This is a genomic window from Streptococcus mitis, from assembly GCF_003942765.1.
In the GTDB taxonomy this organism is placed as follows: Bacteria; Bacillota; Bacilli; order Lactobacillales; family Streptococcaceae; genus Streptococcus; species Streptococcus mitis_BE.
Window position 1 is genome coordinate 12,942 of sequence record NZ_RJNW01000003.1, and the last position, 22,808, is coordinate 35,749.

General features: G+C 40.4%; 22 protein-coding genes. 21 read left to right on the forward strand and 1 reads right to left on the reverse strand.

From position 1 onward, the window contains the following. The first annotated feature begins 53 nt into the window (after positions 1-53). From D8849_RS05360 to D8849_RS05375, 4 genes are all read left to right on the forward strand, one after another. Complete coding sequence (locus tag D8849_RS05360) at positions 54-989, forward strand: manganese-dependent inorganic pyrophosphatase (protein ID WP_045612055.1); 936 nt, start codon at positions 54-56, stop codon at positions 987-989. A gap of 86 nt (positions 990-1,075) precedes the next feature. Continuing rightward, the gene (locus tag D8849_RS05365) at positions 1,076-1,588 is read left to right on the forward strand and encodes a YiiX/YebB-like N1pC/P60 family cysteine hydrolase (protein WP_125386424.1); all 513 of its coding nucleotides are present in this window, start codon (positions 1,076-1,078) and stop codon (positions 1,586-1,588) included. Next, positions 1,572-2,222: a DUF1803 domain-containing protein gene (locus tag D8849_RS05370; RefSeq protein WP_125386425.1), complete on the forward strand. Its 651-nt coding sequence runs from the start codon at positions 1,572-1,574 to the stop codon at positions 2,220-2,222. The genes D8849_RS05365 and D8849_RS05370 overlap by 17 nt, the downstream gene beginning before the upstream one ends. 101 nt (positions 2,223-2,323) lie before the next feature. After that, a complete protein-coding gene (locus tag D8849_RS05375) occupies positions 2,324-2,515 on the forward strand; it encodes a CsbD family protein (protein WP_000051182.1) in 192 nt (63 codons plus the stop codon). Between the two features lie 46 nt (positions 2,516-2,561). Here the strand turns inward: D8849_RS05375 and D8849_RS05380 are convergent, their stop codons facing one another. Next, positions 2,562-4,007 (reverse strand): UDP-N-acetylmuramoyl-L-alanyl-D-glutamate--L-lysine ligase, encoded by a 1,446-nt coding sequence (locus D8849_RS05380; protein WP_125386426.1) that lies wholly within the window; start codon positions 4,005-4,007, stop codon positions 2,562-2,564. 105 nt (positions 4,008-4,112) lie between these two features. Between D8849_RS05380 and D8849_RS05385 the strand changes: the two genes are divergently transcribed. The 17 genes from D8849_RS05385 to D8849_RS05460 all read left to right on the forward strand — a co-directional run bounded on the left by D8849_RS05385 (position 4,113) and on the right by D8849_RS05460 (position 22,699). Beyond that, positions 4,113-5,738, forward strand: a complete 1,626-nt coding sequence (locus D8849_RS05385) for a putative polysaccharide biosynthesis protein (RefSeq protein WP_125386427.1) — start codon at positions 4,113-4,115, stop codon at positions 5,736-5,738. Between the two features lie 191 nt (positions 5,739-5,929). Further along, entirely contained in the window at positions 5,930-7,888 is a 1,959-nt protein-coding gene (locus tag D8849_RS05390) for a peptide ABC transporter substrate-binding protein (RefSeq protein WP_125386428.1), read from the forward strand. Positions 7,889-8,189: 301 nt separating this feature from the next. Further along, positions 8,190-8,645, forward strand: a complete 456-nt coding sequence (locus D8849_RS05395; protein ID WP_125386429.1) for a hypothetical protein — start codon at positions 8,190-8,192, stop codon at positions 8,643-8,645. A 317-nt stretch (positions 8,646-8,962) separates the two neighbouring features. Further along, positions 8,963-10,057: a cystathionine gamma-synthase gene (locus D8849_RS05400; RefSeq protein ID WP_125386430.1), complete on the forward strand. Its 1,095-nt coding sequence runs from the start codon at positions 8,963-8,965 to the stop codon at positions 10,055-10,057. 7 nt (positions 10,058-10,064) lie between these two features. Next, entirely contained in the window at positions 10,065-11,231 is a 1,167-nt protein-coding gene (locus D8849_RS05405; protein WP_070479437.1) for a MalY/PatB family protein, read from the forward strand. Positions 11,232-11,323: 92 nt separating this feature from the next. Then, positions 11,324-14,422, forward strand: a complete 3,099-nt coding sequence (locus D8849_RS05410; RefSeq protein ID WP_125386431.1) for a pilus expression-regulating Snf2 family helicase — start codon at positions 11,324-11,326, stop codon at positions 14,420-14,422. Between the two features lie 47 nt (positions 14,423-14,469). Continuing rightward, positions 14,470-15,087 (forward strand): divisome accessory protein ZapJ, encoded by a 618-nt coding sequence (locus D8849_RS05415; protein ID WP_125386432.1) that lies wholly within the window; start codon positions 14,470-14,472, stop codon positions 15,085-15,087. A 10-nt stretch (positions 15,088-15,097) separates the two neighbouring features. Next, positions 15,098-16,432, forward strand: a complete 1,335-nt coding sequence (gene murC / locus D8849_RS05420; RefSeq protein WP_125386433.1) for a UDP-N-acetylmuramate--L-alanine ligase — start codon at positions 15,098-15,100, stop codon at positions 16,430-16,432. 9 nt (positions 16,433-16,441) lie between these two features. After that, complete coding sequence (locus tag D8849_RS05425; protein WP_125386434.1) at positions 16,442-16,903, forward strand: GNAT family N-acetyltransferase; 462 nt, start codon at positions 16,442-16,444, stop codon at positions 16,901-16,903. Next, positions 16,900-17,394, forward strand: coding sequence for a GNAT family N-acetyltransferase (locus tag D8849_RS05430; protein ID WP_125386435.1), 495 nt, complete (start codon positions 16,900-16,902; stop codon positions 17,392-17,394). Before D8849_RS05425 ends, D8849_RS05430 begins: the two co-directional genes overlap by 4 nt. A gap of 79 nt (positions 17,395-17,473) precedes the next feature. Beyond that, the gene (gene mltG / locus D8849_RS05435; protein ID WP_125386436.1) at positions 17,474-19,168 is read left to right on the forward strand and encodes an endolytic transglycosylase MltG; all 1,695 of its coding nucleotides are present in this window, start codon (positions 17,474-17,476) and stop codon (positions 19,166-19,168) included. 60 nt (positions 19,169-19,228) lie between these two features. Further along, positions 19,229-19,711 (forward strand): transcription elongation factor GreA, encoded by a 483-nt coding sequence (gene greA, locus D8849_RS05440; RefSeq protein WP_000818768.1) that lies wholly within the window; start codon positions 19,229-19,231, stop codon positions 19,709-19,711. Positions 19,712-19,784: 73 nt separating this feature from the next. After that, positions 19,785-21,149 carry an amino acid permease gene (locus tag D8849_RS05445; RefSeq protein ID WP_185756214.1) on the forward strand — a complete coding sequence of 455 codons (1,365 nt, stop codon included), beginning with the start codon at positions 19,785-19,787 and terminating at the stop codon, positions 21,147-21,149. Between the two features lie 100 nt (positions 21,150-21,249). Continuing rightward, on the forward strand, positions 21,250-21,660 hold the full coding sequence (locus D8849_RS05450; RefSeq protein ID WP_083281717.1) for a GNAT family N-acetyltransferase: 411 nt from the start codon (positions 21,250-21,252) through the stop codon (positions 21,658-21,660). A 45-nt stretch (positions 21,661-21,705) separates the two neighbouring features. Beyond that, on the forward strand, positions 21,706-21,855 hold the full coding sequence (locus tag D8849_RS10455) for a hypothetical protein (protein WP_083281718.1): 150 nt from the start codon (positions 21,706-21,708) through the stop codon (positions 21,853-21,855). Positions 21,856-22,011: 156 nt separating this feature from the next. After that, positions 22,012-22,221, forward strand: coding sequence for a helix-turn-helix transcriptional regulator (locus D8849_RS05455; RefSeq protein WP_001107497.1), 210 nt, complete (start codon positions 22,012-22,014; stop codon positions 22,219-22,221). Beyond that, positions 22,211-22,699 (forward strand): DUF6773 family protein, encoded by a 489-nt coding sequence (locus tag D8849_RS05460; protein ID WP_125386438.1) that lies wholly within the window; start codon positions 22,211-22,213, stop codon positions 22,697-22,699. Before D8849_RS05455 ends, D8849_RS05460 begins: the two co-directional genes overlap by 11 nt. The last annotated feature ends 109 nt before the right edge of the window (positions 22,700-22,808 follow it).

Consider the following 22,808-nt stretch of genomic DNA (forward strand, 5'->3'; position numbering starts at 1 on the left):
AAAAAGCGAAAAAAATGCTACAATAAAGAGAATAAACAAAATGAGGTATTATCATGTCTAAGATTCTAGTATTTGGTCACCAAAATCCAGACTCAGATGCCATCGGGTCATCTGTAGCCTTTGCCTACCTTGCAAAAGAAGCTTACGGTTTGGATACGGAAGCTGTTGCCCTTGGAACTCCAAATGAAGAAACAGCCTTTGTCTTGAACTATTTTGGTGTGGAAGCACCGCGTGTTATCACTTCTGCTAAAGCAGAAGGTGCAGAGCAAGTTATCCTGACTGACCACAATGAATTCCAACAATCTGTATCAGATATCGCTGAAGTAGAAGTTTATGGTGTTGTGGACCACCACCGTGTGGCTAACTTTGAAACTGCAAGCCCACTATACATGCGTTTGGAGCCAGTTGGTTCAGCATCTTCAATCGTTTACCGTATGTTCAAAGAACATGGTGTAGCTGTGCCTAAAGAGATTGCTGGTTTGATGCTTTCAGGTTTGATTTCAGATACCCTTCTTTTGAAATCACCAACAACACACCCAACAGATAAGGTTATTGCTCCTGAATTGGCTGAATTGGCTGGTGTCAACTTGGAAGAATATGGTTTAGCTATGTTGAAAGCTGGTACAAACTTGGCTAGCAAATCTGCTGAAGAATTGATTGACATCGATGCTAAAACTTTTGAATTGAACGGAAATAATGTCCGTGTTGCTCAAGTAAACACAGTTGACATCGCTGAAGTATTGGAACGCCAAGCAGAAATTGAAGCTGCAATGCAAGCTGCTAACGCAGCAAACGGCTACTCTGACTTTGTCTTGATGATTACAGATATCGTCAACTCAAACTCGGAAATCTTGGCTCTTGGTGCTAATATGGGCAAGGTCGAAGCGGCTTTCAACTTCAAACTTGAAAACAACCACGCTTTCCTTGCTGGTGCCGTTTCACGTAAGAAACAAGTGGTACCTCAATTGACTGAAAGTTTTAATGCTTAAGATTTTGGGTTTCAGTTCAAAATCGGAAAGGCTAGTTTGCCTTATATCGAAAGGAGTTTCGGCTCCTTTTTTTCTAGGAGTGAAGCATGTTAGAAACTGGTGATTTGATTTTTGTGAGAGATGAGTCAGATATGGGACAAGCCATCCAAACTTCCACAGGTAACTATAGCCATGTTGCCATTTATTTGGATGGGATGATTTACCACGCTAGTGGACAGGCTGGTGTTGTCTGTCAAGAACCGGCAGACTTCTTTGAGTCCGATCATTTGTACGACCTCTATGTCTACCCAGAAATGGATATCCAGTCTGTGAAGGAAAAAGCTTGCAAACATCTGGGAGCTCCTTATAATGCTTCTTTCTATCCAGATGGCGCTAGTTTCTACTGTTCCCAGTATATAGCAGAAATTCTACCGATTTTTGAAACTATTCCCATGAAATTTGGTGATGGGAAGCAGGACATTAGTGATTTTTGGAGAGAGTATTACAGAGAACTAGGTCTGCCTGTGCCTCTGAACCAAGCTGGGACCAATCCCAGTCAGTTGGCAGCATCGCCTCTGTTAGAATGTAAAGAAAGGAATCTTCATGATTCAGATTTTTAATCCATCTCGTTTGACGAGACAGCCATTTTTTGGAAAATTGATCCGCTATCTGGACCAGCATGAGGATGTGATTTTGCGAGAAATTAAGGCTCAATTTCCAGATGTTGCAGTTGATAAACTCATGGAAGAGTATATAAAGGCTGGCTTGATTCGTCGGGAAAATAAGCGCTATTACCTTAATCTTCCCATGCTTAAATCACTCGATAGTCTCGAACTGGATCAAGAGATTTTTGTCAGCGAAGATAGTCCAGTCTATCAAGCCTTGTTAGAGCAGAGTTTTGAGACGGAATTACGAAATCAAACCAATGCAGCTATTTTAGTTGAAAAGACGGACTTTGCGCGGACTAAAATGACCCTTTCCAATTATTTCTACAAGGTCAAACATCAGTATCCTTTGACAGAAAAACAGCAGGAACTTTATGACATTTTGGGAGATGTTAATCCTGAGTATGCCCTCAAGTATATGACGACTTTTTTGTTGAAATTTCTCAAAAAAGACCAGCTTATGCAGAAACGTCGTGACATCTTTGTGGACAGTTTAGTTATCCTAGGTTATATTGTCCAAAATGAAGATGGAAAGTATGAGTTGGCTATTGATTTGGACAAGGAAAGACTAACTTTCTACTTTGCGTGATTTCTTGTTTCTGAGCACATTGTTTGACTTTCCTTAGTATTCGGTATAAACTATATGTAACCGGTAACACATATCGGAATAAAACTAAAGGAGACAATCATATGTCACTTGAAAACAAATTGGAACAAGCAACAGGCGCTATCAAAGAAGGATTTGGTAAAGTTACTGGGGATGGTAAGACTGAAGCAGAAGGTGCTGTAGAAAAGACAGTTGCTAAGGCAAAAGAAGTAGTTGAAGATGCTAAAGGTGCTGTAGAAGGTGCCGTTGAAGGTTTGAAAAACGCTTTTAAATAAAAATAGAAAAAATCAAGGGTTCCATTTCCCTTGATTTTTTACTATCTTATAAATAATTTTCTGCGACGGCTACATCTCCTGGATAGGCTTCTTTCTTGCCTTGGACGATTTGGTAGCAATCGGCTCCCTTACCGGCGATAATAACTGCATCTAATTCGTGATTTGTGATGGCCATAGCTGCCTTGATGGCTTCTTGGCGATCCGCAATCTTTTCAACAGGATGGCTGATATAGCTACTGATTTCATCCGCAATGGCCATTGGGTCTTCATAGTTGGGGTCATCAGCAGTCAGAAAGACTTGAATCTCAGGATGTTGATTGAGGAGAAGTCCAAAGTCCTTGCGACGACTTTCTCCCTTGTTTCCTGTTGAACCCAGAACCAGAGCAATCTTTCCAGTTTGATGAGTTTCTACAACCTTGATTAGTTTTTTGAGACTATCACCATTGTGGGCATAGTCGATGAAGACCTTAGCACCATTTTTCTGAGTCAGGACTTCCATACGTCCAGGGACGCGGGTTGCAGCAATTCCTTTTTTGATGTCTTCAAGACTTGCTCCGAGACGAAGACAAGCAAGTCCAGCAGCGACTGCATTTTCTTGGTTGAAGTGGCCAATCAGTTGGATATCATAAGCACCAGCGAGTTTTCCACTAGCTGAAAAGCTAAAAGCTTTAGAATTCTCGATTTGGTTATTTGATTGGCTACCATAGAAGTCATGGTCTTGATGTTCAACCTGTTCTTTCAAGACTGAGAAGTGGTCCATGTCGCTGTTAATGATGACTGCTCGGCTATTTTCCATCAAGAGACGCTTGTGGTAGAAATAGTCTTCAAAGCTAGGGTGTTCAATCGGACCGATATGGTCTGGGCTGATATTGAGGAAAACTCCCACATCAAAGGTGAGACCATAGACACGTTTGACCAGATAAGCTTGACTGGATACCTCCATGATGAGGTGGGTGCGGTCATTTTTCACAGCCTGATTCATCATATCAAATAGGTCAATACTCTCAGGAGTTGTCAATGCAGACTTAAAGAAAGTCTTGCCGTCTAGAGTTGTGTTCATAGTCGACAACATAGCAGGTCGATGACCTTGAGATAAAATGTTATAGGCGAAATAGGCTGCTGTCGTCTTACCCTTGGTTCCAGTGAAGGCCAGGAGTTTAAGTTTTTCCTGTGGATTGCCATAAAACTCCATGGCAATCAAACTCATGGCTTTCTTTATATCGTTCACAATGATGGCAGGGATGCCGACTTCGTAATCCTTTTCAGCCACATACCAACCGAGACCTTGAGAGATGGCTGAAATCAGAAATTCCTTCTTAAAGGCAGCACCCTTGACGAAAAAGAGGCTCTTCTCTTTGGCCTTGCGGCTGTCATAGCAGATGGTATCAAAGATGACATCGCTGTAGTTGTAGTGGTAGTGTCCTTGATAGATAATCTCGCGGAAGAGAACATCTTTCTTTAATATATCTAATACGGTTTCAATCTTTATCATACTTTCTATTGTAAACCGAAAGTCGTAAATTTACAAGTGACAAGGAAAAGTTTATAATGGAAGATGAGGAATTTTTCCTAGTGATTAAAATAAAATGAGGAATCTATGTCTAACGAAAACAATCACCAGCAGGCCCAGATGTTACGGGGGACTGCTTGGTTAACGGCTAGTAACTTTATCAGTCGCCTGCTTGGGGCTATTTATATTATCCCCTGGTATATATGGATGGGGTCTTATGCGGCTACGGCCAATGGTCTCTTTACCATGGGCTACAATATCTATGCCTGGTTCTTGCTGGTTTCAACAGCGGGGATTCCAGTTGCGGTGGCCAAGCAAGTGGCTAAGTACAATACCATGCGAGAAGAAGAGCATAGCTTTGCCCTAATTCGGAGCTTTTTAGGCTTTATGACTGGACTAGGCCTCGTTTTTGCCCTAATCTTGTATGTCCTTGCTCCTTGGCTAGCAGACTTGTCGGGTGTAGGGAAAGACTTGATCCCAATCATGCAGAGCTTGGCTTGGGCAGTCTTGATTTTCCCATCTATGAGCGTTATCCGAGGATTCTTCCAAGGGATGAATAACCTCAAACCTTATGCTATGAGCCAAATCGCTGAACAGGTCATTCGTGTTATCTGGATGCTCCTAGCTACCTTTATCATTATGAAGCTCGGTTCAGGAGATTATCTAGCAGCGGTTACCCAATCAACTTTTGCTGCCTTTGTCGGCATGGTAGCCAGTTTTGCAGTTTTGATTTATTTCCTTGCCAAAGAAGGATTACTCAAAAGAGTCCTTGAAACAGGAGATAAGATTAATAGCAAGCGTCTCTTGGTCGATACCATAAAGGAAGCTATTCCTTTTATCCTGACGGGTTCTGCTATCCAGCTCTTCCAGATTCTGGACCAGATGACCTTTATCAATAGTATGAGCTGGTTTACCCACTATAGTAATGAAGACTTAGTTGTCATGTTTTCTTATTTCTCAGCCAATCCTAATAAAATCACAATGATTTTAATTTCCTTAGGAGTTTCGATTGGTGGTGTAGGCTTGCCACTTTTGACCGAAAACTATGTTAAAGGTGATTTGAGGTCTGCCTCTAAATTGATTCAAGATAATCTAACGATGCTTCTATTGTTTCTTTTTCCTGCAACGGTGGGTGTAGTTATGGTCGGTGAACCTATCTATACCATATTTTACGGGAAGCCAGATGGTTTGGCATTAGGTTTGTTTATTTTTGCAGTCTTGCAGTCAACCATTTTGGGTGTATATATGGTTTTGTCACCAATGCTTCAGGCTATGTTCCATAATCGTAAAGCGATCCGTTACTTTTTCTATGGTTCGGTTGCTAAGCTAGTCTTGCAATTACCAACAATTTATCTTTTTCATAGTTACGGTCCTTTGATTTCAACATCAATCGCTCTTATCATCCCTATTATATTCATTTATCGTGAACTATGTAGGGTAACAGGAATGAGAGGTAATGTGGTATTTAGGAGAACGATTTTAATCAGTTTGTTGACTTTTGTTATGTTCATCGGTGTGGGCGCTATCCAGTGGATACTGGGATTTGTCTTCCAACCAAGTGGACGTTTGTGGAGTTTTCTATATGTAGCTTTTGTCGGTGCCATGGGTGGAGGAGTTTATGGAATTATGAGTCTCCGTACCCGTTTATTGGATAAGGTGATTGGAAAATCCCAAGCAGATCGCTTGAGAACAAAATTAAAAATTTCTCAATAATTTTTTATAAATAAAGGGAATAATTTGAACGTTTTTATCATAGAACGATTGAATTATTCTCTTTTTTATTATTTTGTAGAATAATTTCTATAGTTTGTAGATGGAATGATTAATTTTTTCAAAAAACCTATTGACTAAATAAAACTCGAGTTGTATAATAAGACAAATATTTAAATCAGGAGGTTCTGGAGATGAAAAAGTCTAAGGCCAAGTATGCAACGCTTGCGGGGGTCGTGTTAAGTGCAGGTATTTTATTAAGTGCCTGTGGAAATTCTAGCACAGGGGCAAAAACATATAACTATGTTTACACTAGTGATCCATCTAGTTTGAATTATCTAGCAGAAAACCGTGCAACAACCAATGATATCGTGGTTAATTTGGTAGATGGGCTCATGGAAAATGACCAGTATGGGAACTATATCCCATCCTTGGCAGAGGATTGGAGTGTTTCTCAAGACGGTTTGACCTATATCTACAAACTGCGTAAAGATGCTAAATGGTACACTGCAGATGGGGAAGAATATGCTCCTGTAACTGCCCAAGATTTTGTAACTGGTTTGAAATATGCGGCTGATAAAAAATCAGAAGCCTTGTACTTAGTGCAAGAATCCGTTGCAGGTTTGGATGATTACATTAACGGTAAAACAAGCGACTTTTCAACTGTCGGAGTCAAGGCTCTTGATGATCAAACCGTTCAATATACCTTGGCACGACCAGAACCTTACTGGAACTCAAAAACAACCTCAACCATTCTCTTCCCAGTCAACGCTGATTTCTTGAAATCAAAAGGAGATGATTTTGGGAAGGTAGACCCATCTAGCATTTTGTACAATGGACCTTTCTTGATGAAATCCTTTGTTTCAAAATCAGTTATCGAATTCAAGAAAAATCCTAATTACTGGGATGCTAAAAATGTCTTTGTAGATGATGTCAAATTGGCCTATTATGATGGTAGTGACCAAGATGCACTGGCTCGTAACTATGTAGAGGGAGCCTATAGCTACGCTCGTCTCTATCCAAATAGTTCAAGCTTTGAAGGAATCAAAGAGAAGAATAAAGACAATATCATCTATAGTCTGCAAGATGCTACTTCTTACTTCTTAAACTTCAACTTGGATAGAAAATCTTATAAATTCACTTCCAAGACAAGTGATGCTGAAAAGAAATCGACTCAAGAAGCGGTTCTGAGTAAAAACTTCCGTCAAGCCATTAACTTTGCCTATGACCGTACAGCTTACGGGGCCCAATCTCAGGGAGAAGAGGGGGCAACTAAGATTTTGCGTAACTTGGTTGTTCCTCCAAACTTCGTAAGTATCAACGGAAAAGACTTTGGTGAAGTAGTAGCCTCTAAGATGGTCAATTATGGTAAAGAATGGCAAGGAATCAACTTTGCGGATGCCCAGGATCCATACTACAATGCTGAAAAAGCTAAATCCAAATTTGCTGAAGCTAAGAAAGAACTCCAAGCCAAAGGAGTCCAATTCCCTATCCACTTGGACATGACAGTTGACCAAGCTGATAAAAAGGGTGTTCAAGAGGCAAATTCTATGAAGCAATCTATTGAAGCAGCCTTAGGTGCAGAGAACGTTGTAATTGATATTCAACAACTTTCTACTGAAGACTTTGATAATACAAGCTATTTGGCTCAGACTGCAGCTCAGAAGGATTACGATCTATACAACGGTGGTTGGAGTGCAGACTATCAAGATCCTTCAACCTATCTGGATGTCTTTAACGTTAATTCTGGTGGTTTGATGCAAAATCTAGGTATAGAGCCGGGTGAAGCCAATGACAAGGCCAAGGCAGTTGGATTGGATGTCTACACTCAAATGTTGGAAGAAGCTAATAAGGAACAAGATCTTGCAAAACGCTATGACAAGTATGCTGATATTCAAGCGTGGTTGGTAGATAGTGCTTTAGCAATTCCAAATGTGTCTAAGGGTGGAACACCAGTATTGAGAAAAACAGTTCCTTTCTCAGAACCATATTCATTGGCTGGTAATAAAGGTATCGAATCATATAAATACCTCAAAGTACAAGATAAAACAGTCACAAAAGATGAATATGAAAAAGCTAAAGAAAAATGGTTGAAAGAAAAAGAAGAATCCAATAAAAAAGCCCAAGAAGAATTGGCAAAACATGTGAAATAAGGATTTTTCAAGAAAAACGATGGTTTCGAAAGAAGCCGTCGTTTTTATATAGAATGATGGCAAATTTGGAAGAAAAGTGCTTACATTTTCTCGTAGTTAATTGAGTTTATGCTATAATAAATATAAGAAACTACGTTCGAAAATTTACCCAATGTTGATTGAAGTATGTATATGCTAGAGTGATTTTATAGGAGGGATGTCGTCTACTGGAAAAGTAAGATAAAACGCAACAAATGATAGGTTCTTCTTTATGTGAAGAGTTCTTATATGCCTATTTACTAATCGTTATGGAGGTAACATCATGGGCGCTATTATGGAGTTTGCGACAGAAAAACAGATTGCATCATTTCTGTCAACTTGTCGCATTGAAGGGCAAAAGAATTTTCTGATGGCCTTCAAGAAAAAGACATGGCTGAAATCTTTTATTGATTTCTTCATTGTAGGAGGAAGTTACTATGTTCAGTCGAGCGTGAAGCCTAAGATTCTGGCATTCACACCTAAGGGAATCTACTTGATGGACATCAGTGATATAACTGAAAATCGTTCTAATCAAGTCCTTGAGATGCCTTGGAATCAAGTTAAAGATTTTACTTATAAGCCAGTCTTGAATACTGTTAGGCTGAACTGGAACTATCAAAATGAAGCCTATATTTTTTCCGTGGATGTCGGTCAGATTAGTCAGCATGTGGGTCAGTATCAATTTAACAAAGAGCATTATGACTATTTAGCTCAACAGGATTTCTTTTGGTCCAAGTAAGCCCTAGCAATCATTTTCACAAAAGAATCTGGAATGTTTTCTGGATTCTTTTTTAGCTTTACAAGCTAATACTCAATGAAAATCAAAGAGCAAACTAGGAAGCTAGCCGCAGGTTGCTCAAAACACTGTTTTGAGGTTGTAGATAAGACTGACGAAGTCAGTCACATATATACGGTAAGGCGACGCTGACGTGGTTTGAATTTGATTTTCGAAGAGTATAAGTCTATAGTTTGAAACTATAACTAGCTCTTGAAAAGAAGAAAATGAGTTGATGAAAATAAGTGGTACAATAGTTACTATAGATTTGGAGGTATTGTATGAGCAAGGAATTACACATCAACACAATTTTGGCCCAGGCGGGTATCAAGTCAGATGAAGCGACAGGAGCTTTGGTGACACCGCTGCATTTTTCAACGACCTATCAGCATCCTCAGTTTGGTCAGTCTACTGGATTTGACTATACTCGGACTAAAAACCCAACTCGCAGCAAGGCTGAAGAAGTCTTGGCGGCCATTGAGTCAGCAGATTATGCCCTAGCGACTAGCTCAGGCATGTCAGCAATTGTACTGGCCTTTAGCGTTTTCCCAGTAGGAAGTAAAGTTTTGGCAGTACGTGACCTTTACGGTGGTTCTTTCCGCTGGTTCAATCAAGTGGAGCAGGAAGGTCGATTCCATTTTACCTATGCTAATACAGAAGAGGAGTTGATTGCCGAGTTAGAAAAGGACGTGGATGTTCTCTATATCGAAACACCAACCAATCCCTTGATGTTGGAATTTGATATCGAAAAACTAGCAAAACTGGCTCATGCTAAGGGTGCCAAAGTGGTGGTGGACAATACCTTCTACAGCCCTATCTACCAACGTCCGATTGAAGATGGAGCTGATATCGTTCTGCATTCAGCAACCAAGTATCTAGCAGGGCACAATGATGTCTTGGCTGGAGTGGTTGTGACCAATAGTTTAGAACTATACGAGAAACTCTTTTACAATCTCAATACGACAGGAGCAGTCTTGTCTCCGTTTGACAGTTATCAATTGATTCGTGGTCTCAAGACCTTGTCTCTTCGTATGGAGCGCTCAACTGCCAATGCCCAAGAAGTGGTTGCCTTTTTGAAGGATTCTCCAGCAGTTAAGGAAGTTCTCTACACTGGTCGTGGAGGCATGATTTCCTTTAAAGTAGCCGATGAAACACGCATTCCTCACATTTTGAACAGCCTCAAGGTCTTCTCTTTTGCGGAAAGTTTGGGTGGAGTGGAAAGTCTTATTACTTATCCAACGACACAAACTCACGCTGATATTCCAGCAGAAGTGCGCCATTCTTATGGTTTGACAGATGACCTATTGCGTTTGTCGATTGGGATTGAGGATTCTAGAGATTTGATTGCAGATTTGCGCCAAGCCTTGGAAGGATAAGATAAAGATGGGAAAATATGATTTTACAAGTCTGCCTAATCGTTTAGGGCACCATACCTATAAATGGAAAGAAGCAGAAACGGATAGTGAAATCCTACCAGCTTGGATAGCGGATATGGACTTTGTAGTCTTGCCTGAAATCCGCCAAGCTGTGCAAACTTACGCTGATCAACTGGTTTATGGCTATACCTATGCCAGTGAAGAGTTAATTAAGGAAGTTCAAAAGTGGGAAGCAACACAACACGGTTACCACTTTGACAAAGAGGCTCTTGTCTTTATCGAGGGTGTGGTACCAGCCATCTCAACAGCTATTCAAGCCTTTACAAAAGAAGGCGAGGCAGTTCTGATTAACACACCAGTTTACCCACCTTTTGCTCGCAGTGTCAAGTTGAATAACCGCAGATTGATTACCAATTCTTTGGTGGAAAAGGATGGTCTGTTTGAGATTGACTTTGACCAATTGGAGAAGGATTTGGTAGAAGAGGATGTGAAACTCTATATCCTCTGCAACCCTCATAATCCTGGTGGACGTGTGTGGGAAAAGGAAGTGTTGGAGAAGATTGGCCAGCTCTGTCAAAAACATAGTGTTTTCTTGGTTTCAGATGAGATTCACCAAGATTTGGCCCTCTTTGGTCACAAACACCATTCTTTCAATACCATTAATCCTGCCTTTAAAGAATTTGCTATCGTCTTAAGCAGTGCTACTAAAACTTTTAACATCGCTGGAACAAAAAATTCCTATGCAGTCATTGAAAATCCTAAGTTGAGAGTGGCTTACCAGAAACGCCAGTTGGCTAATAATCAACATGAAATTTCAGGCTTGGGTTATCTGGCGACAGAAGCTGCTTATCGCTATGGGAAGGATTGGCTAGAGGAACTCAAGCAAGTCTTTGAAGACCATATTAATTATGTGGTAGATTTATTTGGAAAAGAGACTAAAATCAAGGTCATGAAGCCGCAAGGAACCTACTTGATTTGGCTTGATTTTTCAGCCTATGACCTGACTGATGAAAGATTGCAAGAGCTGTTGAGAAATGAAGCCAAGGTTATCCTCAACCGTGGTTTGGATTTTGGAGAGGAAGGGAGTCTCCATGCCCGTCTCAATGTAGCTATGCCGAAGTCAGTACTAGAAGAGGTTTGCCAACGCATCGTGACCACTTTTGCTAAACTTTAAAAATCCAGCCTTCTAGGAGAAAAGTATCCTTAGAAGGCTATTTTCATAGGGGAAAATATGGTATAATAAAAAGATAAGGTAAAGGTAAAAATATGGCTAAATTGATTCCGGGGAAAGTCCGTATCGAAGGCGTTGCCCTTTATGAAACTGGTAAAGTTGACATCATCAAGGAAAAGAATAATCGGCTCTACGCTCGCGTCGCAGAAGAAGAACTGCGCTATAGTTTAGAGGATGATTTGATTTTTTGTGCTTGCGATTTTTTTCAAAAGAGAGGCTACTGTGTACATTTGGCAGCGCTGGAGCATTTTCTAAAAAATGATGAGCGTGGTCAGGAAATCTTGCAGAGTCTGGAAGAAGGTCATGAAGAAAAAGAGGCCGTTGAAACCAAGGTGACCTTGGGAGGCAAGTTTTTGGATCGAATCTTGTCTCCCAAAACAGACCGAGCCTATGAATTATCCGCTGTGGGTCAGGTGGAAGCAGGAACTAATCATATCTTGTGGACGCTGAGAATCGGCCAAATCAATAGCCAAAAATACTATGTCATTCGCGATATTCCACTCTTTCTAAAAGTCGTCGAGAAGAGAAAACCTTATATGATTGGTAAGATCTATGAGGAATCCTTGTCTTGGGAATCCTTTGATGAGGCCAGCCAAGAACTTTTGACTTTCTTGCGGGGACTAGTGGAAGAAGGACAGGCTCCAGATCTCTTTTTCCAAAACCAAGGTCGGCACCTCTTTTTCCCTCTGACTTTTTTTGAGCAGGGTGTGAATTTGCTGATGACTTTGCCCCATTTTCAATTTGATCATCAAGTGGATAGCTATCAGACCCTACTTTTTCAGGATATGCATGCTGATGCTAATCTATTTGCCTTTACAGTAACAGAATACTCGGATTATTTTGAAATGGAAATCAGTGAGAGTCCAAGGGTCAATGTCTTTTATCAGGGAGCTGTACTTTTCCATAAAGGACAGGTTTATTTTCTAAGAGACCAGCAGATGCGTCTTCTCAAGGAAATCAAAGCGCTGCCTTTGGATCAATATGGGAAAAAACACCTGCAATTTGATAGCAGTGACCGCGATAAGTTGGCTTCCTGTCTAACTCTTTTTAGCCAGATGGGCGCCGTTTCAGCTCCAGAACGTCTACAAATCAAATCTTTTTCTCCATCGTTTTACTTTGACAGGGAAGAGGATAATCGGATTCGTTTAGAAATCCAGTTTGATTATGGGGATAGACAGGTATCTAGCCGACAGGGACTAGAAGAATTACCATTTTCGAGTGATGCGGACTTAGAAGAAAGAATTTTCCAAGTCTGTCTGGCAGCGGGTTTTGAAGCCGATTTTCAATCTTGGCGCCAGGCTTTAAAAGCTGAGTCCATCTATCATTTCTTTCATGAAATCATTCCAGTCTTTGAAAAACTCGGAAATGTTGACCTATCAGACAAGCTAGAAGAACTTTATAGTCTAGCAAGCCCTCAAGTTCAGATTGCTTCCAAAGGAGGTCTCTTGGAAATCCAGTTTGATTTTCAAGATATCGCCCAAGAGGAAATAGACCAAGCCATGCAGGCCTTGGTTGCCAATCAAGATTTTTACATTGATTCGTCTAATCAAGTCTACTTTTTCGATGAAGAAACCAAGAAAATTCGCCAAAATCTACACGAACTGGGGCAGTTTGAATTAAAAGATGGGGCCTTGCAGACTCGAAAATCCTTGGCTTATAGTTTAGCTCATCTCTTTGAAGGGCGTGACCGTGTTTCTTTTTCACAAGAATTCCAGAATCTGGCCCACGATTTGACGCATCCAGAGGACTTTCCTTTGCAAGCAACTCAGGTTCAGGCTGACTTGCGAGATTATCAGGAAAAGGGAATTCGTTGGTTGCAAATGCTCCATTATTATGGTTTTGGTGGGATTTTAGCTGATGATATGGGACTTGGTAAAACCCTGCAGACCATTGCTTTTTTGACCAGTCAAGTGACAAAAGAAAGTCGGGTTTTGATTTTAGCTCCATCTGGTTTGATTTACAACTGGGCAGATGAGTTTCAGAAATTTGCCCCACAGTTGGATGTGGCTGTTGTTCATGGTTTGAAAGCTAGTCGTGAAGAGATTCTTGCTGAAAGCCATCAAATCTATGTGACTAGCTATGCTACCTTCCGTCAGGACAGTGAGCTTTATAAGGGGATGTCCTTTGACTTCCTTTTCTTAGATGAAGCTCAGGTCATGAAGAACGCCCAGACCAAGATTGCCCAGACATTGAGACAATTTGTGGTGCCATCAGTCTTTGCCCTGTCAGGAACTCCTATTGAAAACCATCTAGGTGAGCTGTGGTCTATTTTTCAAATCGTCATGCCAGGACTTTTGCCAAGCAAGAAAGAATTTATGAAATTGCCAGCTGAACGTGTGGCTCAGTTTATCAAGCCTTTCGTTATGCGACGCAAGAAAGAAGAAGTTCTGACTGAATTGCCAGATTTGATTGAAGTGGTTTATAAGAATGAACTGGAAGACCAGCAAAAGGCTATCTACCTAGCCCAGTTGCAACAGATGAGAGATAGATTGGCTCAAGTATCAGATCAGGAATTCCAGCGAAGTCGTGTGGAAATCTTGTCTGGTCTGATGCGCTTGCGTCAAATTTGTGACACTCCTGCCCTCTTTATGGAAGATTATCAGGGAGCCAGTGGCAAACTGGATAGTCTCCGAGACCTGCTGGTACAGGTGGCAGACGGTGGACACCGTGTCTTGATTTTCTCGCAGTTCAAGGGAATGTTGGAGAAAATTGAACAAGAACTGCCAGACTTGGGCTTGACATCCTTTAAAATTACGGGTTCAACCCCAGCCAAGGAAAGACAAGATATGACCAAGGCCTTTAACCAAGGAGAAAGAGATGCCTTTCTGATTTCCCTCAAGGCTGGTGGTGTTGGTCTGAACCTGACAGGTGCTGATACAGTGATCTTGGTTGACCTTTGGTGGAATCCTGCGGTGGAAGCGCAAGCTGTTGGCCGTGCCCATCGGATGGGTCAGGAAGAAACGGTTGAGGTTTATCGCTTAGTGACCAGGGGAACCATTGAAGAAAAAATTCAGGAACTCCAAGAGCAAAAGAAACATCTGGTGTCACAAGTATTGGACGGCACAGAGTCACGTGGCAGTCTCAGCCTAGCAGAAATTAGAGAAATTTTGGGAATTTCTGAAGCCAGCACTTGAAAAATCAAGACAATACGCTATAATGAAGTGTTGAAAGGAAATAGAAAATGAGAGAAGAACGATTTCCATTGGTGTCAGATGATGAGGTCATGTTGACTGAGATGCCGGTTATGGACCTCTATGATGAATCTGACTTTATCAGTAATATCAAGGGAGAATACCGTGATAAGAATTATCTGGAGTGGGCCCCTATTACTGAAGAAAAACCAGTAAAACAGATTGAAAAGCCCGTAGAGAAACCTAAGAAGTCTGGTTTAGGAGTTAAAAAAGAAGGAAAGAGCTATGCGGAGGTTGCACGTGAAGAAGCGCGTGCGGACTTGAAAAAGAAACGCTCAGCAAGTTATCTGACTAAGGATATTACTCCTACAAGACGCCCTTCTCAGCAACGTTTGGATAGACAGGGCAATCAACCTACAGCGCCTTTCCAAAAGGAAAATCCTGGTGAATTTGTTAAATATAGTCAAAAATTGACCCAGTCTCATTACATCTTGGCGGAAGAAGTGAACAATATTTCGACTCAAGCTGATCCAAAAGAAACTTCAGGCCCAAAGAAAAACAACTATGATTTTCTGAAGAAGAGTCAAATCTACAATAAAAAGAATCAACAAAAAGAACAAGAACGTCAGGTGGCACAAGAGTTGAATCTGACAAGAATTACGGAATAGGGGAGAAAACATGTCAAAGACATATCATTTTATCGGAATTAAGGGATCAGGTATGAGTGCCTTGGCCTTGATGTTGCACCAAATGGGGCATAAGGTACAGGGTTCAGATGTTGAAAAGTACTACTTTACTCAACGTGGTCTTGAGCAGGCAGGAATTACCATTCTTCCTTTTGATGAAAAGAATCTAGACGGTGATATGGAAATTATCGCTGGAAATGCCTTTCGTCCAGATAACAACGTCGAAATTGCTTATGCGGACAAAAATGGCATCAGCTACAAACGTTACCATGAGTTCCTAGGTAGCTTTATGCGTGACTTTGTCAGCATGGGAGTAGCTGGAGCGCATGGAAAAACTTCAACTACTGGGATGTTGTCTCATGTCTTGTCTCACATTACAGATACTAGCTTCTTGATTGGAGACGGGACTGGTCGTGGTTCGGCCAATGCTAAATATTTTGTCTTTGAATCTGACGAATACGAGCGTCACTTTATGCCTTATCACCCAGAATACTCTATTATCACCAACATTGACTTTGACCATCCAGATTATTTCACAAGTCTAGAAGATGTTTTCAATGCCTTTAACGATTATGCTAAACAAATTACAAAAGGTTTGTTTATCTACGGTGAAGATGCTGAGTTACGCAAAATTACGTCTGATGCTCCTATTTATTATTATGGTTTTGAAGAAAAAGGTAATGACTTTGTAGCTAGCGATCTTCTTCGTTCAACAACTGGTTCAACCTTCACAGTTCACTTCCGTGGACAAGAGTTGGGTCAATTCCACATTCCAACCTTTGGTCGACACAATATCATGAATGCGACAGCCGTTATTGGTCTTCTTTACACAGCAGGATTTGATTTGAACTTGGTGCGTGAACACTTGAAAACATTTGCCGGTGTTAAGCGTCGTTTCACTGAGAAAATTGTCAATGACACAGTGATTATCGATGACTTTGCCCACCATCCAACAGAAATTATTGCAACCTTGGATGCGGCTCGTCAGAAATACCCAAGCAAGGAAATTGTTGCAGTCTTCCAACCGCATACTTTTACAAGAACAATCGCTTTGTTGGACGAATTTGCCCACGCTTTGAACCAAGCGGATGCAGTTTACCTAGCCCAAATTTATGGATCTGCTCGTGAAGTGGACCATGGAGATGTTAAGGTAGAAGACCTAGCTAATAAAATTAACAAGAAACACCAAGTGATTACTGTTGAAAATGTTTCTCCACTCCTAGACCATGACAATGCTGTTTACGTCTTTATGGGAGCAGGCGATATCCAAACCTATGAATATTCATTCGAGCGTCTCTTGTCTAACCTGACAAGCAATGTTCAATAGGAAGTTCTCATGGAAATTCCAATTAAAATCATTCGGGCAAGTAAGTCTGATTTAACTGAGATAGAGGCACTTCAGGCCTCATCTTTTCCAGCTGAAAATCAGCAACCTTCCCATATTTTAGAAGAAAGTATCCGTAAGTGTGCGGATACCTTTCTTCTAGCTAGGGATGAAAATCAGCTTCTGGGCTATGTTCTAGGCGATCCTCAGCCACATAATCCGCAATGTCTAGAAATGCATTCTTTAGTCATTGACTCTGGCCATCAGAGACAGGGCTTGGGCACGCTTCTTCTTGCAGCCTTGAAAGAGGTGGCGGTTGAGCTGGATTACAAAGCTATTCGTTTGAAGAGTCCTGATGAGTTGCTATCCTATTTTGAAATGAACGGTTTTATTGATGAAGAAACTTCCCTTTATGCAGCTAGTCAAGGTTTTAGTATGATTTGGTTTAATCCCTTTTATCTGGAGGCACAATGAAAATCAGGAAAGCAAGATTAGAAGATTTAGATCGTATCGTTGAGATTGAACTAGAAAATTTCTCACTTGAAGAAGCCATTCCTCGCTCGGTTTTTGAGACGCATTTGCGAAAAATTCAGACCTCTTTTCTGGTTGCAGAAAAAGAAGGCAGAATCATGGGGTATATAGAAGGGCCAGTTGGACCATACCGCCATCTGCAAGATCAGTCTTTTACAGAAGAGATAGAAGATTATAGTCATGAGCCGAGTGGTTATATCTCTGTGACCTGTCTTTCTATTGCCAAGGAAGCACAGGGCCTTGGACTTGGTCAAAAATTATTAACAGCCTTGAAAGAGTTGGCTCTTGAACACGAAAGAGAAGGTATTAACCTAACCTGTCATGACTACCTCATCGCCTACTACGAAAAACATGGATTTGTCAATGAAGGCCAGTCCCAGTCAACCTTTGCAGGGGAAACATGGTATGATATGGTTTGGGAAGCTAAAAAATAAGCTAGAAAAGCATGCTAGGTTGCTTTTCTTTCGTTTTTAAGATATAATATTATGGATTGTCAACGAGGAGGATAAACTTTTGAGTGAAAAAACAAGAGAAGACGAAAAATTAAGCTTTAAAGAGCAAATTTTACGTGATTTAGAGAGAGTAAAAAAACAAGATAGAAGTGAGCAAGAAAACGAGATTACAAGTTTTGAAACTCCTTTATCTCAAGAAGATTCAGTAGATCCTTCAACTCAGGAACATGAACCTTCAGCAGAAGAGTTGATGGCGAATTCTCTTTCTGTTGTGGATCAAATATTAAAGAATGCTCCTGGTGTTCCATCACGTTCTAATAATATTTCGGATGAAATTGCAGGAAATGAAGAAGTTGCAGAACCTAAAATTGAAGCGGTAGTTGAACCAGTAGAACCTGTTTTCGAGCCAGTTCAACCAAAAGTAGAACCTGTAAAACTTAACGAAGACAAAGAATTTAACGAGATTCCAACAAAGGTTGCGGTGTCGTATAAAACAAGTAGACAACAGGAAGAAGTTAGTACTCCTGCAGTGGATAATGAGCTATCTGAGTTAGCTGAATCGGCAGATAGCCTAGGTTCAGTTCCTAGACGTAGTCGCCGTGAGACAGTTAAACCAGTTAAGAAGAAAAAATCACATTTGAAGGCATTCTTCATTTCTCTACTGATTTTCCTAGCCTTGATTTCGGCAGGTGGTTACTTCGGTTATCAGTATGTTCAGTCATCCTTGCTACCTGTTGATGCAAATTCTAAGGAATATGTGACTGTTCAAATTCCAGAAGGAGCCAATGTCCAAGAAATCGGATCAACTCTTGAGCATTCTGGTGTGATTAAACACGGTGTGATTTTTGCTTTCTATGCAAAATATAAGAATTATTCAGATTTGAAGGCTGGATATTACAATTTGCAAAAGAGCATGAGTACAGAGGACATCATTAAGGAACTGCAAAAAGGTGGTACACCTGAACCTCAGGCTCCATCTCTTGCAAACTTGACAATTCCAGAAGGATATACGATTGATCAAATTGCCCAAGCTGTAGGCCAATTACAAGGTGAATTTAAAGAACCTTTGACAGCGGAAACTTTCTTGGCTAAAGTGCAAGATGACAACTTTATCAGTCAAGAAGTTGCTAAATATCCAAACCTACTCGAAAGCTTGCCAACGAAAGAAAGTGGAGCTCGTTACCGTTTGGAAGGTTATCTTTTCCCAGCGACCTACTCTATCAAGGAAAGCACGACTATTGAAAGTTTGATTGATGAGATGCTGGCAGCTATGGATAAGACCTTGACTCCGCACTATAGTGCAATTAAGTCTAAGAACTTGACTGTCAATGAATTGCTAACAATTGCTTCACTGGTTGAAAAAGAAGGGGCTAAGACTGAAGACCGTAAGTTGATTGCGGGTGTTTTCTACAACCGCTTGAATCTTGGTATGCCACTTCAAAGCAATATTGCAATCTTGTATGCCCAAGGGAAACTTGGCCAAAATATCAGCCTAGCAGACGATGCTGGAATTGATACATCGATTAATTCACCATACAATGTTTATACAAAATCTGGTTTGATGCCTGGTCCAGTAGATAGTCCAAGTCAGGACGCGATTGAAGCAAGTATCAATCAAACTAAGAGTGAGAACCTATACTTTGTAGCCAATGTTACAGATGGTAAAGTCTATTACGCAGTGACACAGGAAGAACATGATCGTAATGTAGCTGAGCACGTCAATAGCAAACTTACTCAAAATAGTAGTTCAAACTAAGACTACAAACATGAGAATCTCAGATAGAGATTCAATACTATCGAAAGAAAGTTGAGAAAAATGGCAGAAAAAACATATCCTATGACCCTTGAGGAAAAGGAAAAACTAGAAAAAGAATTAGAAGAATTGAAATTGGTCCGCCGACCAGAAGTGGTAGAACGCATTAAGATTGCCCGTTCATACGGTGACCTTTCTGAAAACAGTGAGTATGAAGCAGCTAAGGATGAACAAGCCTTTGTCGAAGGACAAATCTCTAGCTTGGAAACAAAAATCCGTTATGCTGAAATCGTCAATAGTGACTCAGTTGCCCAAGACGAAGTAGCGATTGGTAAAACAGTCACTATCCAAGAAATTGGTGAGGACGAAGAAGAAGTTTATATTATCGTAGGTTCAGCGGGTGCGGATGCCTTTGCAGGTAAAGTTTCAAATGAAAGCCCAATTGGACAAGCCTTGATTGGCAAGAAAACAGGTGATACAGCAACAATTGAAACACCTGTTGGTAGCTATGATGTAAAAATCTTGAAGGTTGAAAAAACAGCCTAATGATTAAAAGGAGTAAAAAGAGGGAAAAATCCTTCTTTGCTCCTTTTTAGGTTTAAAAAGAATTGGAGACTATATGAGTTCAAAGAAGAAAAAAAACAAGATGGAGCGTGGTCTGACTAATCGTCACGTGCAGGTTATGGCCATTGCGGGAACAATCGGAACAGGACTCTTTTTGGGAGCAGGTCGTTCTATTAGCCTTACAGGTCCTTCCATTGTACTGATTTATATGATTACTGGGGCTTTCATGTTCCTTATGATGCGTGCGGTTGGGGAAATGCTCTACCAAGACCCTGAGCAACATACCTTTATCAACTTTATCACGCGCCATTTGGGTAAGGGCTGGGGTTATTTCTCGGTTTGGTCCTACTGGCTATCCGTTGTCTTTATAGGTATGGCGGAAATCACTGCTATCTCTCACTATGTTCAGTTTTGGTTCCCTAGCTGGCCAAGTTGGATGATTGAGATTGGATTTTTGACCATTCTAGCCTTAGTCAATCTGATTGCGGTGAAGCTCTTTGGGGAAGTTGAGTTTTGGTTTGCGATGGTCAAGATTGTGGCTATTTTAGCTATGATTGCCACAGGAGTCTTTATGGTCTTGACAGGCTTTAAGACACCTCATGGAGTAGCAAGTTTGGCTAATATTGCCGGCAATTTCTCCCTTTTCCCAAATGGTGGAGTGAACTTTGTCATGGCCTTCCAGATGGTTTTCTTTGCCTACCTCATGATTGAGTTTATCGGGGTAACAACTTCAGAAACAAAAAATCCACGTCAGGTCTTGCCAAAAGCCGTTAAGGAAATTCCTTTGCGTATCGCCTTTTTCTACGGTGGTGCCCTCTTAGCCATCATGGCTATCATTCCTTGGCGTGAGCTTGCTTCTGCTGATTCTCCTTTTGTTACAGTATTTGAATTGGCCGGTATCAAGTGGGCTGCAGCCTTGATTAACTTCGTCGTTTTGACTTCAGCAGCATCTGCTCTTAATTCAACCCTTTATTCAACAGGGCGTCATTTATACCAGATTGCCCATGATTCGCCAAATCGCTTCCTAAAAGCAATTAAAGCAGATACTCTTTCTCGCCACAATGTACCACAAAATGCTATCATCGCTTCAGCAATCTTGATTGCCCTAGCAGCCTTTATCAATATCTTGCCAGGTGTTTCCGATGCCTTTGCCTTGATTACAGCATCATCATCAGGTGTCTATATCGCCATTTATATCTTGATTATGGTGGCTCATCTTAAATACCGCAAGTCACCAGACTTTATGGCGGATGGCTACCTCATGCCCCACTATCGTTTCTTAAATCCTTTAACCATGCTCTTCTTTGCCTTTGTCTTTGTAACCCTCTTTTTACAAGAGTCTACATTTGTAGGAGCAATCGGATCAACTATCTGGATTATCGGTTTTGGGATTTATAGCCAGTGGAAATTTAGAAAATAGATTCGAAACTCATCAACTCAAGTTGGTGGGTTTTTGCTAGTTTGACAGTCTATTGAAATAAGACTATAATCAAGCTGTAACAGTATTTAAGGAGATTTAGATGTACTTTAGATTGGAAAATAAGGAATCCCATAAATCACAAGAAATAGGGAATCTGATTCGTTTTTATAACCGTTCAAAAAGAGAAGAAGCTGAAAGTGAGCCACTTAATCTTTATGTTGAAGATGAAAAGGGAAATCTCCTTGCAGGTTTGATAGCAGAAACTTTTGGAAATTGGCTAGAGATCGAGTATTTATTTGTAAAAGAAGAACTGAGAGGGCAAGGAATCGGTTCAAAACTATTGCAGCAAGCAGAAACTGAAGCTAAGAATCGAAACTGTCGTTTTGCCTTTGTCAATACTTACCAGTTTCAAGCGCCAGACTTTTATCAGAAACATGGCTACAAGGAAGTCTTTGCTTTGCAAGACTATCCCTACACAGGACAAAGATTTTATTACCAAAAGGATTTGTAAGGAGAATATGAAATCATAAAGTAATGAGGGGTTCTTGACATAAGTATGAAGGGGATTCTCGATAAATACCAGTTAAATTCTACAAATTGTGTCTTTCTAGACGATATTGAAGACAATGCAATCGCAGCTGAGAAATTGGGCATCAAGGCCTATCAGGTTAAGAAAAGAAGCGATGTTGTTGAAATTTTGAAATAATTTATTTAAAGTCAAAACTCTCTATTATTTTGTGGTAGAGAGTTTTTTGTTAATAAAATATTACAAAATGACATTTATATATTGCATTAAGTTAGATATATGATATAATGTTGTTAAAAAGAGGCGCAACTTTTTAAAACTATAAGGAGGATGCAGGTGGCTAAAAATTTAAAATTAAAATTAGCTCGGGTAGAGCTTGATTTAACTCAAGGTCAACTGGCAGATGCTGTCGGGGTGACGCGCCAGACTATTGGTTTGATAGAGGCGGGAAAATACAATCCCAGTCTCTCGCTCTGCCAGTCCATTTGCAGATGTCTAGGGAAAACCCTAGACCAACTATTTTGGGAGGAAGAAGATGAAAAATAGATTTTTTTATTATCAATTACTAGACGAAAGAGAAGAACAACTGATCAATAAAGCGGGGGCTGAAAGTTTCTATATCTCTATAGCTTTCTTGATTTTATCTTATATGATTGCAGTATTAGCACCAAGTCTTTTTAATCCGAGAATGATTCTCATCATTATCATTATTGGAACTTCTTACTTTTTCGGCCGTGCTCGAGATTTTGGTGTGAACTACTATAGTCGTTTTCATTTTACAATTTTAGGGTGTTTGCTGGTAACTCTTGCTATTACGACTCTTTTGATGTTACAGAATTATCAATCCAACATAGAAGTTTATCAGCACAATCCTTTGAACCTTAAATACCTATCTGCTTGGGCAATTACTTATGTCATTTACCTTCCCTGGGTCTTTATTGGCAATCTTGGTCTTAAGAGCTATGGAGAATGGGCCCAGAAAAAATTTGAGCAAGACATGGATGAACTGGAGAGTGGAGAATAGCTTGTTACTCTTTTCTCAATCCAGCTAAAATGTGTTATAATAGTACTAATTTATTGGAATACATGAAAGTTCTTGACAGTTTTCATGTGTTTCTAGCTAAGGAAGTAGG